Source organism: Bradyrhizobium sp., from assembly GCF_035935975.1.
Lineage (GTDB): Bacteria > Pseudomonadota > Alphaproteobacteria > Rhizobiales > Xanthobacteraceae > Bradyrhizobium.
The window spans coordinates 1-14,863 of the sequence record NZ_DASYWN010000006.1; the positions used below are offsets into that span (position 1 = coordinate 1).

At 64.9% G+C, this 14,863-nt stretch carries 11 protein-coding genes; 6 read left to right on the forward strand and 5 right to left on the reverse strand.

Annotation, left to right across the window (positions count from 1 at the left end; all coding sequences use genetic code 11):
* Nucleotides 1-145: 145 nt before the first annotated feature.
* The 4 genes from VGR99_RS00950 to VGR99_RS00965 form a co-directional block, all read right to left on the reverse strand.
* Complete coding sequence (locus tag VGR99_RS00950) at nt 146-946, reverse strand: AraC family transcriptional regulator (protein WP_326896423.1); 801 nt, start codon at nt 944-946, stop codon at nt 146-148.
* A 173-nt stretch (nt 947-1,119) separates the two neighbouring features.
* The gene (locus VGR99_RS00955; protein WP_326896424.1) at nt 1,120-1,776 is read right to left on the reverse strand and encodes a glutathione S-transferase family protein; all 657 of its coding nucleotides are present in this window, start codon (nt 1,774-1,776) and stop codon (nt 1,120-1,122) included.
* Nucleotides 1,773-2,939 carry an acyl-CoA dehydrogenase family protein gene (locus tag VGR99_RS00960; protein ID WP_326896425.1) on the reverse strand — a complete coding sequence of 389 codons (1,167 nt, stop codon included), beginning with the start codon at nt 2,937-2,939 and terminating at the stop codon, nt 1,773-1,775. Before VGR99_RS00960 ends, VGR99_RS00955 begins: the two co-directional genes overlap by 4 nt.
* A 117-nt stretch (nt 2,940-3,056) precedes the next feature.
* Nucleotides 3,057-4,193 carry an acyl-CoA dehydrogenase family protein gene (locus VGR99_RS00965; RefSeq protein ID WP_326896426.1) on the reverse strand — a complete coding sequence of 379 codons (1,137 nt, stop codon included), beginning with the start codon at nt 4,191-4,193 and terminating at the stop codon, nt 3,057-3,059.
* 267 nt (nt 4,194-4,460) lie between these two features.
* On the opposite strand from VGR99_RS00965, the gene VGR99_RS00970 reads away from it, so the two are divergent.
* Nucleotides 4,461-6,011, forward strand: a complete 1,551-nt coding sequence (locus VGR99_RS00970) for a long-chain fatty acid--CoA ligase (protein WP_326896428.1) — start codon at nt 4,461-4,463, stop codon at nt 6,009-6,011.
* 87 nt (nt 6,012-6,098) lie between these two features.
* Nucleotides 6,099-7,319, forward strand: coding sequence for an ABC transporter substrate-binding protein (locus tag VGR99_RS00975; protein WP_326896429.1), 1,221 nt, complete (start codon nt 6,099-6,101; stop codon nt 7,317-7,319).
* A 73-nt stretch (nt 7,320-7,392) separates the two neighbouring features.
* Here VGR99_RS00975 and VGR99_RS00980 read toward each other — a convergent pair whose 3' ends face one another.
* Nucleotides 7,393-8,154: a helix-turn-helix transcriptional regulator gene (locus VGR99_RS00980; RefSeq protein ID WP_326896595.1), complete on the reverse strand. Its 762-nt coding sequence runs from the start codon at nt 8,152-8,154 to the stop codon at nt 7,393-7,395.
* A gap of 187 nt (nt 8,155-8,341) precedes the next feature.
* Here VGR99_RS00980 and VGR99_RS00985 point away from each other — a divergent pair, with 187 nt between their 5' ends.
* From VGR99_RS00985 to VGR99_RS01000, 4 genes are all read left to right on the forward strand, one after another.
* Nucleotides 8,342-10,606: a marine proteobacterial sortase target protein gene (locus VGR99_RS00985; RefSeq protein ID WP_326896430.1), complete on the forward strand. Its 2,265-nt coding sequence runs from the start codon at nt 8,342-8,344 to the stop codon at nt 10,604-10,606.
* A gap of 178 nt (nt 10,607-10,784) precedes the next feature.
* Entirely contained in the window at nt 10,785-11,354 is a 570-nt protein-coding gene (locus VGR99_RS00990) for a class GN sortase (protein WP_326896596.1), read from the forward strand.
* A 284-nt stretch (nt 11,355-11,638) separates the two neighbouring features.
* Nucleotides 11,639-13,858, forward strand: coding sequence for an acetate--CoA ligase family protein (locus tag VGR99_RS00995; RefSeq protein ID WP_326896431.1), 2,220 nt, complete (start codon nt 11,639-11,641; stop codon nt 13,856-13,858).
* Between the two features lie 169 nt (nt 13,859-14,027).
* Nucleotides 14,028-14,861: an MlaD family protein gene (locus VGR99_RS01000; protein ID WP_326896432.1), complete on the forward strand. Its 834-nt coding sequence runs from the start codon at nt 14,028-14,030 to the stop codon at nt 14,859-14,861.
* Nucleotides 14,862-14,863 lie beyond the last annotated feature (2 nt).

Genomic DNA, 14,863 nt, shown 5'->3' on the forward strand with positions numbered 1-14,863 from the left:
GAGCGTCGCGCGCAGACACTGTCAAGGATGCCATCGGCACCGGCGCAGCCGGCGCGAAGCGTCCTCGACAGCGGCGAGCACGGCGCTACTCTCGACCATCAAGGACAAACACCCCTTGACCACGGGTAGGAGGTCCTACGACTTGCTAGCTCGCCTCCGCGAGCCTCACCGTCTCGGTGCTGCGGTAGATCGCAAGGTCCCGCGAGCCGACGAAGATCGCGCGCGGCTTCAACCCGTAGAAGCGACGGATCGAATGGCTGAAATGGGTGCTGTCGGGATAGCCGATGTCCTGCGCGAGATGGGCGAGGTTGAGGTCCTGGTTGGCGAAATGCAGCAGATGCCGCGCGCGCTTCCAGGCACGGAAGGAGCGGAACGAGATGCCGGTCTCCTCCTTGAACAGGTGCAGGAAGCGCGAGGCGGAGAGGCCCGCCTCCGTTGCGCAGGTGTCGGCCGTTACGGGCTCGCCCGAGAAGCGCTCGATGCGAGCGACGGCGCGGGTCACGCGCGGGTCGAGCACGCGGCGCGGCAGTGCCTCGCCAAAACACATCTCGTCGAACTCGGCCGTGGTGATGTCGCCATAGCGGCGCTGGCGCAACAGCGCGTAGGCGGCGAGGATCTTGCGGGCATAAAGAGCGCGGTCCGGTCCCATCAGTCGCTGGGCCAGGGCTTCCAGCACGCCATCCGGCATGCTCTCCGGCTCGAGCGTCACGCTGATGGCGGTACGGTAGTCGCTGGCAATGGAATGCCGCTGGTTCGGCAGCGTGACGAACAGCTCGGCCGTGGCGAGGACGTCGTCGATGGTCAGGTGCAGGCTGCCCTTCACCGCCACATAGACATGGCAACAACCCGGGGTCCGCTTGCGGGGCCGTCCGAGCAGGCCGGCATAGAACACCCGCTCCGGCGTGATCAGCATCAGATGGTCGGATTCGCGACCGTTATCTTCCATTGGGATCCTCCTCGCGCGGCTCTCTGGCCGCTGCGGACGGAGGTCACCTTAGCGGAAATTTGGGCGCTGTCACGACGGGATAGCGCTGTCATGACGCGCAAAGCGTTGGCATTCCAGGACGGCGATGTGCCAGTCTGGAACCGTCATGAGACTGCAGTCCCAATCCTCGCAGGTTACGCCCTCACACGCGGCGCAACATTCTGCTCGGCACCGGCCTTCTGCTCCGCAGCAACCGCGCGCTTGAAGCCCTCGCGCTGCTGCAGCCGCGCCCAATAGGCTGCGACATTTGGCCCGAAATCCTTGGCAAGCCCGATGTTGCTGGCGAGCCGGAGCGCGTAGCCGATGACAATGTCAGCGGCGGTGAAGCGACCCGCGCACAATGTTTCGGCATTCGCGGTCGCTGCCTCGACAGCGCGCAGCCGCCCCAGGAACCATTTTGCATAGTCGGTGGCGACCTGCGGATTGCGGCGCTCCTCAGGTTCGAGCTGGGTGTAGCGGAGCACCAGCGTCTGCGGGAAGGTTAACGTGGCATCGCTGAAATACATCCAGTTCAGGAAGGCGCCATAGGCGGGATCGGTGACGTCCACCATCAGCGGCGTCGGGGCGTATTTGGTGCCGAGGTAATGACAGATGCCGGATGATTCCGTCATCTTGGTCTCGCCGTCGACCATGAAGGGAATGGTGCCCAGCGGATTGAGCGCGAGATATTCCTTGGCGAACACCCGCGGCGGGAACGGCAGCATCTTCAGCTCATACGGCAGCCCCATCTCCTCCAGCATCCAGAGCGGGCGGAACGAGCGCGCGGCGTCGCAGTGATAGAGCGTGATCATGATGTCTTCCCTTTGCTGCCGGGCAGCGTGCCCATCATCTTGCACAGGACCATCAGCATGACCTCGTCGGCGCCGCCGCCGATCGAGGTCAGGCGGCTGTCGCGATAGGCGCGGCTGACCGGCGTTTCGTTGGTAAAGCCCATACCGCCCCAATATTGCAAGCAGGCGTCGGTGAGCTCGCGGCCGAGCCGGCCGGCCTTCAGCTTGGCCATGGTCGCAAGTTTTGTGACGTCCTCGCCGGCGACGAGCTGTTCGGCGGCGCGATAGATCAACGCACGCAGCAGCTCGACCTCTGTCTGCATTTCCGCAAGCTTGAAGTGCACGACCTGGTTGTCGAGGATGCTCTGGCCGAAGGCCTTGCGGTTGCGGGTGTATTCGATGGTCTGATCGATGATGTACTCGTGCGCCTTCAGGCAGGCGGCCGCACCCCAGAGCCGTTCCTCCTGGAACTGGATCATCTGGTAGGTAAAACCCTTGCCTTCCTCGCCGATCCGGTTGCGCTTGGGGACGCGGACATTGTCGAAGAAGATCTGCGCAGTATCCGACGAGCGCATGCCCATCTTGTCGAGCTTGCGGGCGACCGTCACGCCCTTGCTCTTCATGGGCACGCAGATCAGCGACTTGTTGCGGTGAACGGGACCATCGCCGGTGTTGGCGAGCAGGCAGATCCAGTCGGCCTGGGTGCCGTTGGTGATCCACATCTTGCCGCCGGTGATGACGTAGTCGTCGCCATCCGAGCGCGCGCTGGTCTTGATCGAGGCGACGTCGGAGCCTGCGCCGGGCTCGGAGACGCCAATGCAGGCGACATAATCGCCCGCAATCGACGGCGCCAGAAATTCGCGCCGCACCTCGTCCGAGCCGAACCGCGCCAGCGCCGGCGTCGCCATATCGGTCTGCACCCCGATCGCCATCGGCACGCCGCCACAGGTGATGGCGCCGAGTTCCTCCGCCATCATCAGCGCGTAGGAATAATCGAGGCCCGAGCCGCCGAACTCGACGGGCTTGTTTAGCCCCAGGAAGCCGAGGCTGCCCATCTTCTTGAACAGTTCGCGCGCCGGGAAGATGTCGGCCTTCTCCCATTCATCGACATGAGGATTGATCTCGTTGGCGATGAACTTTTGCAGGGAGCGGCGGATGTCGTCGTGGTCGGCGGTGAATAGCATTTTGTCCTCTTCGTCATTCCGGGGCGCGCGTAGCGCGAACCCGGAATCCAGAGATGAGTCCTAAGATATCGAGATTCCGGGTTCGACGCTTCGCGTCGCCCCGGAATGACGGTAAGGTCACAGCCCCATCTGCCGGCTGGCCAGATCCTTCATGATCTCCTCGGTGCCGCCGCCGATGGCGTTGACCTTGACCTCGCGGTAGATGCGTTCGGCCTTGATGCCGCGCATGAAGCCGGCGCCGCCAAAGATCTGCACGGCTTCTGAAGCGCAGAACGCCATGGTCTGCGTTGCCTGGTTCTTCATCATGCAGATCTCGGCGACCGGGCTCTCGCCCTGCTCCAGCCGCCAGGCCAGCAGCTCCAGCATCGCTTGCGAGGCCGCGACCTTCTGCGCCATGTCCACGATCTTGTGCCGGATCACCTGATGCTGAGCGAGGGGTTTGCCAAAGGTCTTGCGCTCCTTGGCGTAGGCGATGGCCTCGTCGAGGCAGACGCGGGCAAAGGCCGTGCAGCTCGCCGCCATGCCCATGCGCTCGCTGTTGAAGTTCTGCATGATGATCTTGAAACCCTGGCCTTCCTCGCCGATCAGGTTCTCGGCCGGCACGCGGCATTCGTCGAAATGCAGCGTTGCGGTGTCGGAGGCCCACCAGCCCATCTTCTTCAGTTTTGTGCGCGACAGGCCGGGCGTATCACCCTCGATCAGGAGCAGGCTGACGCCGCCGGCGCCCTCGCCGCCAGTACGCACCGCAACGGTCAGATAGTCGGCGCGCACGCCCGAGGTGATGAAGGTTTTTTCGCCGCTCACGACGTAGTGATTGCCGTCGCGCCGCGCCCGGGTACGGAGCCCCGCGACGTCCGAGCCACCGCCCGGCTCGGTGATCGCGAGCGCGGAAATCTTCCCGCCCGACAGCACCTGCGGCAGCACGCGCGCCTTGACCTCGGGCCGCGCGGCGCGTGCGATCGGCGGCGAGCCGATGGTGTGGCTCATCAGGCTGGCGCTGACGCCGCCGGCCCCGGCGCGCGCCAGTTCCTGGCTCGCGACGATCTTCATGAACTGGTCGGCGGCGATCCCGCCATATTCCTCGGGAAATCCGAGCCCCAGCAGGCCGATCTCGGCCGCCTTGCGATAGAGCGCGCGAGGGAATTCGCCGGCCTCGTCCCATTCATGGGCGAACGGCGCGATCTCCTTGTCCACGAAGCGGCGCATCACGTCGCGGAAGGCGTCATGCTCGGCGGTATAGAACGGGCTCTTCATCTCGGTCTCGCCCTGTTGGCGGATTCGTCGCAGTCACCATGGCTGGAACCCCGGCGGCTCACTTGCGCGGAGTGGCTGACCGCAGACAGCACCCAGCGGCGGTCCGGACCTAGCAACTCAACGCAAGACGATTTTCGCCCCTCGCAGGCCAACTCCCGGTCAAAAAAAGACGTGGTGCACAAACTCCGGCTGGCCCCAGGGCCATGCCGGGCATAGTGCACGGCAAATGGGACGAGAGGCGGCACAAGACCGCCGAGGGAGGGATTTTTGGCCGTTCGTTACTACGACTGGATCGCCCATCATGGCCGCCGCACGCCCGGCAAGGTCGCCGTCATCGACCTCGCGAGCGAGCGCCGCTTCACCTATGCGCAACTCGACGCCCGCGTCGCGCGGCTGGCCGGCTTCCTCCGTGACACGCTGAAAGTCTCGCGCGGCGACCGCGTCGCGGTGCTGGCGCTGAACACGACCGATACGCTGGAGGTGCAGTTCGCCTGCGGCCGGCTAGGTGCGATCTTCGTGCCGCTCAACACCCGCCTCACCATTCCCGAGCTTCAGTTCATCACCGGCGATTGCGCCCCAAAGGTGATGATCCACGACGCCGACCTCGCCGAAACGGCGCTCAGCGTCGCAAAGCTCTGCGGCATCGCAACCAGCCTGCTGCTTGGTCCCGGCGGCGCCTATGAGGCGGGCATCGCCGCGGCAAAACCGCTCGACCGTGCCGAAGAGGTCACGCTCGATGACGTCTCGACCATCATGTACACGTCGGGCACCACGGGTCACCCGAAGGGTGCGACCATCACCCATGGCATGACCTTCTGGAACTGCGTCAATCTCGGCGGCCCCGCCTGCATCGGGCCGGCCTCGGTGCTGCTCACCGTGCTGCCGCTGTTCCACACCGGCGGGCTGAATTGCTACACCAATCCGGTGCTGCACGCCGGCGGCACCGTGATGATCATGCGCGCGTTCGATCCCGGCACGGCGCTCGGCCTGATCAACGATCCCGCCCAGGGCATCAACGTGTTCTTCGGCGTGCCCGCGATCTATCAGTTCATGGCACAGCATCCGGCGTTCGCGACCACCGACCTCACTCGCCTGATCGTCGGCGGTGTCGGCGGTGCGCCGATGCCGGTGCCGCTGCTGAAAGTGTGGGAGGCGCGCGGCGTCGCGCTGCAGCAGGGCTACGGCATGACCGAGACCTCGCCCGCCGTGCTGGTGCTCGACCGCGAGGACGCGGCGCGGAAAGCAGGCTCCGCCGGCAAGCCGGTGCTGCACACGGAGGTGCGCATCGTGCGGCCCGACGGCAGCGATGCCGATACCGGCGAGCTCGGTGAGCTCTGGGTCAAGGGACCGAACATCACGCCCGGCTACTGGAACAGGCCGGAGGCGAACAAGACCTCGTTCACCGACGGCTGGCTGCACACCGGCGATGCCACGCGCATGGACGAAGAGGGCTTCTACTACATCGTCGACCGCTGGAAAGACATGTACATCTCCGGCGGCGAGAACGTCTATCCGGCCGAGGTCGAGAACGTCCTGCACCAGCTCGGCGCGATCGCGGAAGCCGCGGTGATCGGCATTCCCGATCCGCAATGGGGCGAGGTGGGCCTTGCCATCGTCGCGGCCAAGCCAGGCCAGCGGCTGACCGAGGCGGATGTTTTCGCGCACTGTGCGGCCAACCTCGCGCGCTTCAAATGTCCGCGGCAGGTCCGCTTTGTCGATGCGCTGCCACGCAATGCTACCGGCAAGATCCACAAGCCGACCTTGCGGAAAGAATTCTCGGTCGCGTCCGAAGTCGACAAGAAAGCCGCCAACGCCTGATCAAAGCGCCCCTCGCGGGCGCTTTTTGTTTTCGACGTGCCTGCTCCACCCCAGAAGAAACCCAAAAGAAAACCCCAAGGAATTTTCATGAACAGGAAGCTCTCCCTGCTTGCCGCAGCAACAGCAATGGCGCTGCTTGCAACCCAATCCGCTTATGCGCAGAAGGCGTACGACACCGGCGTCACCGACACCGAGATCAAGATCGGCAATGTCGAGGCCTATTCCGGTCCCGCCTCCGCCTACGGCATCATCGGCAAGACCGAGGAAGCCTATTTCAAGATGATCAACGACCAGGGCGGCATCAACGGCCGCAAGATCACCTGGATCTCCTATGACGACGGCTATTCGCCGCCGAAGACGGTGGAGCAGATCCGCAAGCTGATCGAGAGCGACGAGGTCTTCCTGGTCTTCAACGCGCTGGGCACGCCGACCCAGACCGCCGTGCAGAAATATCACAACGCCAAGAAGGTGCCGCAGCTCTTCCTCGCCACCGGCGCCAGCAAGTGGAACGACCCGAAGAACTTCCCGTGGACCATGGGCTTCCAGCCCAGCTACCGGGTCGAGGCCCAGATCTTCGCCAAGTACATCCTGAAGGAGAAGCCGGACGCCAAGGTCGCGATCTTCTATGCCAACGACGATTTCGGCAAAGACTACGTCGCCGGCATCAAGGACATCTTCGGCGACAAGGCCTCGAAGCTGATCGTAGCCGAAGAGAGCTACGAGACCTCGGAGCCGTCGATTGATGCCCATATCGTCAAGCTCAAGGGCACCGGCGCCGATGTCTTCGTCAACATCTCGACTCCTAAATTCGCGGCTCAGGCCATCAAGAAGATCGCGGAACTGGAGTGGAAGCCGATGCACCTGATGACCGACGTCTCGGTGTCGATCGGCGCGGTGATGAAGCCGGCCGGCCTCGAGGCCTCCGAAGGCGTGCTGTCGGCCGGTTACCTGAAGGATGCGTCGGACCCGCAATGGAAGGACGACGAGGGCATGAAGAAGTTCATGACCTTCATCGACAAATACATGCCGGGCGCGAACATCTCGGATGCCAATCTGGTTTACGCCTATGCCGCGGCCCAGACGATGGTGCAGGTGCTGAAGCAGTCGGGCGACAACCTGACCCGTGAGAACGTGATGAAGCAGGCCGCCAGCCTGAAGGACTTCGTCCCCGACACGCTGATCCCGGGGATCAAGATCAACACCTCCGCCACCGACTTCGCACCGATCGAGCAGCTCAAGATGTGGCGGTTCAAGAAGGGCCAATGGGAGCTGTTCGGCGACATCATCAGCGCCGAAACCGGCGGCTAGCCACGCATCGCGGCAACGGGCGGAGACGTGCAGCTGACGTCTTCGCCCGCACTGACGTCGACCAGTGCGCTAACTATCCGGGCAGGAACAGCGCGAAAGGTTCCTCCACCGTGCGGCGCAGGTGACTGCGATACAACGCGTGGTTGGCATCATCCGGACCGACCCGTCCGAGCGACGGCTTCGGAACATTCCTGAGCGGCACATAGGCGATCGGCGCTGCGATCGGCGTCAGTTGCGAGCCGGGGCCCGCGCGGAGCGTCGAGATGATGCCGTACATCTCGCCGCTCACCGTCGGCCGCGACACCGTGATCACGCGATGCTGGCCGTGCTTGATGATGACGAGGTAGATGAAGCCCGACTGGTGCGGCACGGCGACCTCGCCGGTGTGCTCATAGGCCGCATCGGTCCGCTCGCCCTCGCGGAACACCAGTGACGAGACTTTCGGCTCCCAGACGATCTCGGTGCGATAGGCGAAGATCGCGTCCTTGGCGCCGAACGACGGCCGCAGCGTGATGTAGACGTCCTCGAGCCAGGTCACGGCGCGATGCGCATAGGAGCCAAGGCTGTCGGGCGCGACGTCGTTTGCGGCCGGAGGCGCCGCCACGACGACGCTTTTGCGCAAGGAGACGCCCAGCGCCTGCTCCAGCCGGACCGTCGTCGCCAGCGTGAACGGCCGGCGCCCGCCGAGCACCTTCTCCAGCGTCGACAGGCTGAGCTTGGCCTGCTCGGCCAGCGCCTGCCGGGAGATCCGGCGCCTGGCGAGCTCCTCGCGAATGGTCTCCGCGATCTCGCGGCTCTGCTCGTCCGAAAGCTGCTTGTCGCCCTGCGTCTGCATCATCAACCCTGCCTTGGCAGCGCCACTCTAGCAGGGCGGACAAACCAGCACAAAACCGCACATGGCCGCCAAGGAGGCCGCCCGCCCCGGCCGGCTGCGGCGGAACATTGCCGATCATTCTGCTCGCGACATCAGGCCCTCCCGACGGATGCTGAGGGCCAGCAAACATGCTTCGGGAGCAGGCCAAATGGATACCTACGACACAGCCGACAGCGACGAGCACCCCATGCTGGGCCGGCTGATCAAGCTGGGATTGTTTCTTCTGGTGCAGGGCATCGCAGTGATTGTGGTCGCCTTCGTCGCCCTGCTGGTGAGTTTCGAGCCGGGATGGTCGGCCACGACCGAGCAGGCCAGCCTGCTCCAGCCCCGCGATGCCAAATCCGGCAGCCTCCTCCTGAAGGAGGACGGCGCCTATACCGAAGCGATCCGCCTCGCGACCGATGTCGACGTCACGGTCTCGGGCCCGACGCTGCGCGCCCGCGTCACCCAGATTTTCCGCAACCCGACCAACGATTGGGTCGAGGCCACCTATGTCTATCCGCTCGCAACCGATGGCGCCGTCGACACGCTGAAGATGCTGGTCGGCGACCGCGTCATCGTCGGCGACATCAAGGAGCGGCAGCAGGCCCGCGTGATCTACGAGCAGGCGCGCGCCGCCGGCCAGAAGGCCGCGCTCACCGAGCAGGAGCGGCCGAACATCTTCACCAACTCGGTCGCCAATATCGGCCCCGGCGAAACCGTGCTGGTGCAGATCGAATATCAGGAGCCGGTGCACCAGGCCGGCAACGAATATTCGTTGCGCCTGCCGCTGGTGGTCGCTCCGCGCTACAATCCGGCGCCGATCGTGCAGAGCGTCGACTTCCGCAACGACGGCTCCGGCTGGGGCGCGACGACATCGGATCCGGTGCCGGACCGCGACCGCATCTCGCCGCAGGTGCTGGACCCGGCCAAGAACGCGCCGGTCAATCCGGTCAGCATCACAGTGCGTCTGAAGGCCGGCTTTGCACTCGGCGAGGTCAAGAGCCACCATCATAACGTCAAGACGGAAAGCCCTGACAGCACGACGCGCGTCGTCACGCTCGCCGACGGTGCCGTTGCCGCCGACCGCGACTTCGAGCTGACCTGGAAGCCGGTTGCCGAGAAGGCGCCGTCGGTCGGGCTGTTTCGCGAGCGCGTCGGCGATGCCGATTACCTGCTCGCCTTCGTCACTCCGCCCAGCGCCGAGCAGGCGACGCAGAAGCCGCTGGCGCGCGAAGTGGTGTTCGTGATCGACAATTCCGGCTCGATGGGCGGCACCTCCATCGTTCAAGCCAAGGCGAGCCTGCTCTATGCCCTCGGCCGCCTCCAGCCCAATGACCGCTTCAACGTCATCCGTTTCGACGACACCATGGACGTGCTGTTTCCGACCTCCGTGCAGGCCGATGCCGCGCATGTCAGGGACGCAACCGCGTTCGTCGACGCGTTGCAGGCGCGTGGCGGCACCGAGATGGTGCCGGCGATGCGCGCCGCGCTGACCGACAAGCTCGGCGACACCGGCATGGTTCGCCAGGTCGTGTTCCTGACCGACGGTGCGATCGGCAACGAGCAGCAATTGTTCGAAACCATCACGGCGATGCGCGGCCGCTCGCGCGTCTTCATGGTCGGCATCGGTTCCGCGCCCAACACCTATCTGATGACGCGCGCCTCCGAGCTCGGCCGCGGCGCCTTCACTCATATCGGCTCGGTCGAGCAGGTCGAGGAGCGCATGCGCGGCCTGTTCGCCAAGCTGGAGAACCCGGCGGTGACCGGCCTCACCGCAAAATTCTCCGACGCGAAAGCCGACGTGACGCCGGCGATCATCCCCGACGTCTATCGCGATGAACCGCTGGTGCTGGCCGCAAAGCTCGACAAGCTCGCGGGCTCGCTCGAGATCAAGGGCCGCGTCGGCGACCGTCCGTGGTCGGTGACGCTGCCGCTGCAAAACGCAGCCGAAGGCAAGGGCCTGTCCAAGCTCTGGGCCAAGCGCAAGATCGGCGATGCCGAGGTCGCGCGCACCATGCGCGAGATGACGCCGGACGACTCCGACAAGGCGATCCTGGCACTGGCGCTCGACCATCAGATCGTCACGCGGCTGACCAGCCTCGTCGCGGTCGACAAGACGCCGAGCCGTCCCGAGGGCACGCCGCTCAAGCTCAGCGAATTGCCGATCAATCTTCCGGCCGGCTGGGATTTCGAGAAGGTCTTCGGCGACCGGCCGCAGCAGATCCCGACGCAGCTCCGCGAACGTCATGCCGACGCGCGCAACCAGCCGTCCGCAAGGCGGCCGACCCCCGCCGCGCCCGATGCGATCCGCCTGCCCAAGACTGCGACCTCGGCCGAGCTGAAGATGATCGCAGGCCTGATCCTGATCGTGCTCGCCCTGGTCCTGTTCGTGTTCAACCGGCGTCGACCCTTGCTCACCGACGCCGCTTGAGAGAGGAGCCCCCCGAACTCCTCTGTTAGCGCGCGCGGCTGCCCGTCCCACACCAACGGCCGCGCGCGCCTTTTTCTTGCTGTCATTGCGAGGAGCGAAGCGACGAAGCAATCCAGACTGCCCCCGCGGAGACACTCTGGATTGCTTCGCTTCGCTCGCAATGACGATGGTGGAACCAATGCCCCGCCTCATCTCTCCCCTGGTCCTCGCGCTGATCGGCACCATCCTGTTCGGCGACGGTGCCTACATCCACGCCAAGGCCTGGCTGGCGCAACTGCTGCTGGAGCGCGCATTCGACAAGAGCATCGCGACCGGCCAGCCGGTCAAGCCGTGGTCGTGGGCCGACACCTGGCCGGTCGCGCGGATCGAGGTGAAGCGGATCGGCGCCAGCGCAATCGTTCTGGAGGGCACGAGCGGCCAGGCGCTCGCTTTCGGACCCGGCCACATCCACCAAACGGTTGATGCCGGCGAGCGTGGTGTTGCCGTATATGCAGCGCATCGAGACACACATTTCCGCTTCCTGCGGAATGTTGCCATGGGTGACGTAATCGATGTCACACGCAGTGACGGCAAACACTTTCGCTATCGGGCGGATTCCTCCGCTGTCGTTCGTTTCGACGAGTCCGGCATCGATCGCGCAACGCAGGATGCCGAACTCGTGCTCGCGACCTGCTGGCCGTTCGACGCTGTCACGTCCGGCCCCGATCGCTACGTCCTGCATGCCACCTTGACTGAAGCCCATGAATAGCGGCTCGCAATCGCTCCGTTGCGGTCGAGCGATACCGCGCCTGAGGGAACCGCTGAACTGGCGCCCTCGTCCGTAGACCTATAAGAATGACCGATTGATCTTTTGACGCTGCAATTTTCAAGGTAACCGGTGATGGACGATGAGCACACGCAGGCCGTGACCACCGGCGTTTGATCACCCGCTCATTCCATCGCACGGCATACTTCGCAAGGTTGCCACTCCGAAGAACTCGCCATACAACTGCGTGACGCGCCACCAAGAACAACAACAGCTGAGGTCACGCCATGGAAGCCCAGGTACGTGCTGCGTCGGATTCTCCACGCCCCTGGTCTCCAGCGCCTGACGCGAGTAACATCGTCAAAGGCATCCACGCCATGCTGCACCCGCACAACATCGTGCTGGTGGGCGCGACCGACAAGCCCGGCAATTATGCCGAGCGCATCTGGAACAATCTGGTCAAATACGGCTACGAAGGCGGGCTCTATCCGGTCAACGCCAAGCGCGAGACCATCTGGGGCGTTCCCTGCTTCAAGGATTTTGCCAGCCTGCCGGAAAAGCCCGACCACGTGCTGGTGCTGGTGCCGGCCCGCTTCGCGGTGCAGGTGATCCGAGATGCCGCCGCAGCCGGCGCGCGGTCGGCCACCATCGTCACCTCGGGCTTCAGCGAGTTGCAGGACACGGAAAGCCAGCGGCTCGCCGCCGAATTGCAGGCCGCGATCCGCGAGACAGGGCTCGCCGTCACGGGACCGAACTGCCTCGGCAATTTGAGTGCCGGCGAAAAGCTCTTCACCAATATCGACGACCGCATCGTCACCATGGAGCAGGGTCCGGTGGCGATCGCCGGGCAATCCGGCGCCATCGTGATGGCGATCCGCCAGGCGCTGGAGGATCGCGGCGTCGGCGTCGGCTACATGGTGACGATAGGCAACGAGGCCGGACTCGAGACGCCGGACCTGATGCGCTATTTCGCCGAGGATCCGAGCATCAAGGTAATCGTCGTCTACCTCGAAGGCGTCCGTAATACCAAGGCGTTCCGCGATGCCTGCAAGGCCGCGCGCGCGGCGAGCAAGCCGGTGATCGCGCTCAAGCTCGGCGCATCCGAAGGCGGGCGTGCGGCGGCGATGGCGCACACCGGCGCGCTGGCGGGCTCGATCGAGACCTTCGACGCCATTGCGACGCGCGAAGGCGTGATCCGCGTGGCCGGCCTCGACGAACTGATCGAGACCACCGAATGCTTCGTCCACTCGGCCGTCCCCAACGGCGACCGGCTCGCCGCGGTCACGCTGTCCGGCGGCAAGCGCGGCATGCTGATCGACGCCTTTTATGCCGAAGGCCTGAATTTCGCGCCGCTCAGCCCGCATGTGAGCGCGGAGCTGGCAAAGATGCTGGGACCAGGCTCGATCGTCGGCAATCCGCTCGATGCCGGCTTTGCCGCGGTGGTCGATCCCTCCGTCTACATGAAGTCGATCAAGCTGATGATCGACGACCCCGATATCGACATCGTCATCGTCGATGCCGAGTTTCCAAAAGCGCCGCACGAGATGCGCGAGCGCAATCTGCGGATCGTCAACGAGATGGCGAGCCAGGCCGCAAAGCCGGTGATCTACATCAGCGCGATGTCGATCGGCTTCACCGAATTCACCAAGGGCTTGCGCAAGTCGCTGCCGCATCTGGCGGTGATGCAGGGCATGGACCGCGCGGTGACCGCGATCAAGTCGCTGCTCGCCTATGCCAGGCTGCGCAAGGAGGTGCCCGACATCGTCTCCAGTTCGAAACCGGCCGCACGCGCGGTGCTGGAGAAGGCGCTCAAAGCGGCGAACGGCACCGCGCTCGACGAAGTCGCCTCGAAGAAGCTGCTGAAGGCCTATGGCATCCCGATCTCGAAGGAGGCGATCGCGCAGACCGCGGCGGAGGCCGCGAAGATCGCCAAGCAGATCGGCTTTCCGGTCGTGGCAAAAGTCGTCAGCGCCGAGATCCTGCATAAATCCGACATCGGCGGCGTGGTGTTGAACCTCAACAGCGCCACCGAGGTGAAGAAGGCATTTGCCGACATCACCGCGCGGGTGGCAAAGCTGAAAGGCAAGCCGAAGCTCGACGGCATTTTGATCGCGCAGCAAGTCAAGGCCGATCTCGAGCTCGTGGTCGGCGCCTCGCTCGACGCCGAGATGGGGCCGGTCGTGCTGTTCGGCACCGGCGGCATCGACATCGAGCTGATGAAGGACGTCGCGCTCGCGGGCGCACCGCTCGACGAGGCCGAGGCGCAGGCCCTGATCGGCCGCACCAAGGCCGGCATCAAGATGCGCGGCTATCGCGGCAAGCCCGCCTTGCACGAGGCCTCCGCCGTGAAGGCGCTGGTCGGCCTGTCCAATTTGATCGCGGATGCCGGCGACCGGATCGCATCGATCGACATCAACCCGTTCCTGATCAACGCCCGAACGGGCGTGGCGGTCGATGCCCTGATCGTGCTGAACAATGCAGCCGCCAAACGCGCGGCTGGGCATTGACGTCGCGTAGGGCGGATCAGCCGGCGGCTGCGCGCAGCGCAGTCGTCAGCGTAATCCACCGCCTCTCCACCCGGTGAAGCAGGCGTTGGCGGGTTACGCTTCGCTAACCTGCCTTACGTACCATTGCGCTCCTTCCAACTTCCCCGCTTTGGTCGTAAAATCACACTGTATGGCACGCGCGAGCAATCTTGTGATCGGAACGGCGACGCTGGCGGTGATCGCCGTGGCGTTCGGCGGCGTGCTCGGCGTGCAGAAATGGCGCACCATCCAGAGCCGCAGCCAGTTGCGCGTGGTGTTCGAGGGCGGTTCCGCCAGCGGCTTGCGCCGTGGCGGGCCGGTCAATTTCGACGGCGTGCCGGCGGGCCAGATCCTGTCGATCAAGCTGGACAATCCGCGCAAGATCGTGGTGCTGGTGATGCTCGACAACAGCGCGCCGATCCGCAAGGACACCGCCGCAGGCATCGAGTTCCAGGGGCTCACCGGCGTCGCCGCGATCTCGCTGATCGGCGGCGCACCCTCGGCCCCGCCGGTGCCGCTGGACACCGACGGCATCCCCGTGCTGACCGCCGATCTCAGCGACGCCGAATCCATCGTCGACACCCTGCACAACGTCGACCGCACGATCGTGAGCAACGCCCCTGCGATCAAGGAAGGCCTGCGCACCTTCGAGGACTACACCGCCGATCTCAGGACCAAGGGTAGCGAAATCGATTCCGTCATGGCCAAGGTCGACACCGCCTTTGCGGGCTTCGACAAGGCGGTCACCAAGATCGAGAGCGTGGTGCCCGGCTTCGTCGACGGCAAGGCCGACGAGCTGTTCGAGAAGATCAAGGCATTGCACGAGCACGCCGACACCATGAAGAAGAAATCGGCAAGCTTCCTCGAGGACACCCGCCGCAGCCTGCTCGACGTCAGCGAGGCCGCCAACAAGATGGCCGGCACGCCCGCGCCTGCCGCTGCCGCCCCGCGCCCACCGCGCAAGCCTCCGCAGAAGAAGCAGTGATG

Bases quoted from the DNA above. Each gene is read 5' to 3' on its own strand.
- VGR99_RS00950 (WP_326896423.1), bottom strand. From the start codon at position 946: ATGGAAGATAACGGTCGCGAATCCGACCATCTGATGCTGATCACGCCG.
- VGR99_RS00955 (WP_326896424.1), bottom strand. From the start codon at position 1,776: ATGATCACGCTCTATCACTGCGACGCCGCGCGCTCGTTCCGCCCGCTC.
- VGR99_RS00960 (WP_326896425.1), bottom strand. From the start codon at position 2,939: ATGCTATTCACCGCCGACCACGACGACATCCGCCGCTCCCTGCAAAAG.
- VGR99_RS00965 (WP_326896426.1), bottom strand. From the start codon at position 4,193: ATGAAGAGCCCGTTCTATACCGCCGAGCATGACGCCTTCCGCGACGTG.
- VGR99_RS00975 (WP_326896429.1), top strand. From the start codon at position 6,099: ATGAACAGGAAGCTCTCCCTGCTTGCCGCAGCAACAGCAATGGCGCTG.
- VGR99_RS00980 (WP_326896595.1), bottom strand. From the start codon at position 8,154: ATGCAGACGCAGGGCGACAAGCAGCTTTCGGACGAGCAGAGCCGCGAG.
- VGR99_RS00985 (WP_326896430.1), top strand. From the start codon at position 8,342: ATGGATACCTACGACACAGCCGACAGCGACGAGCACCCCATGCTGGGC.
- VGR99_RS00990 (WP_326896596.1), top strand. From the start codon at position 10,785: ATGCCCCGCCTCATCTCTCCCCTGGTCCTCGCGCTGATCGGCACCATC.
- VGR99_RS00995 (WP_326896431.1), top strand. From the start codon at position 11,639: ATGGAAGCCCAGGTACGTGCTGCGTCGGATTCTCCACGCCCCTGGTCT.
- VGR99_RS01000 (WP_326896432.1), top strand. From the start codon at position 14,028: ATGGCACGCGCGAGCAATCTTGTGATCGGAACGGCGACGCTGGCGGTG.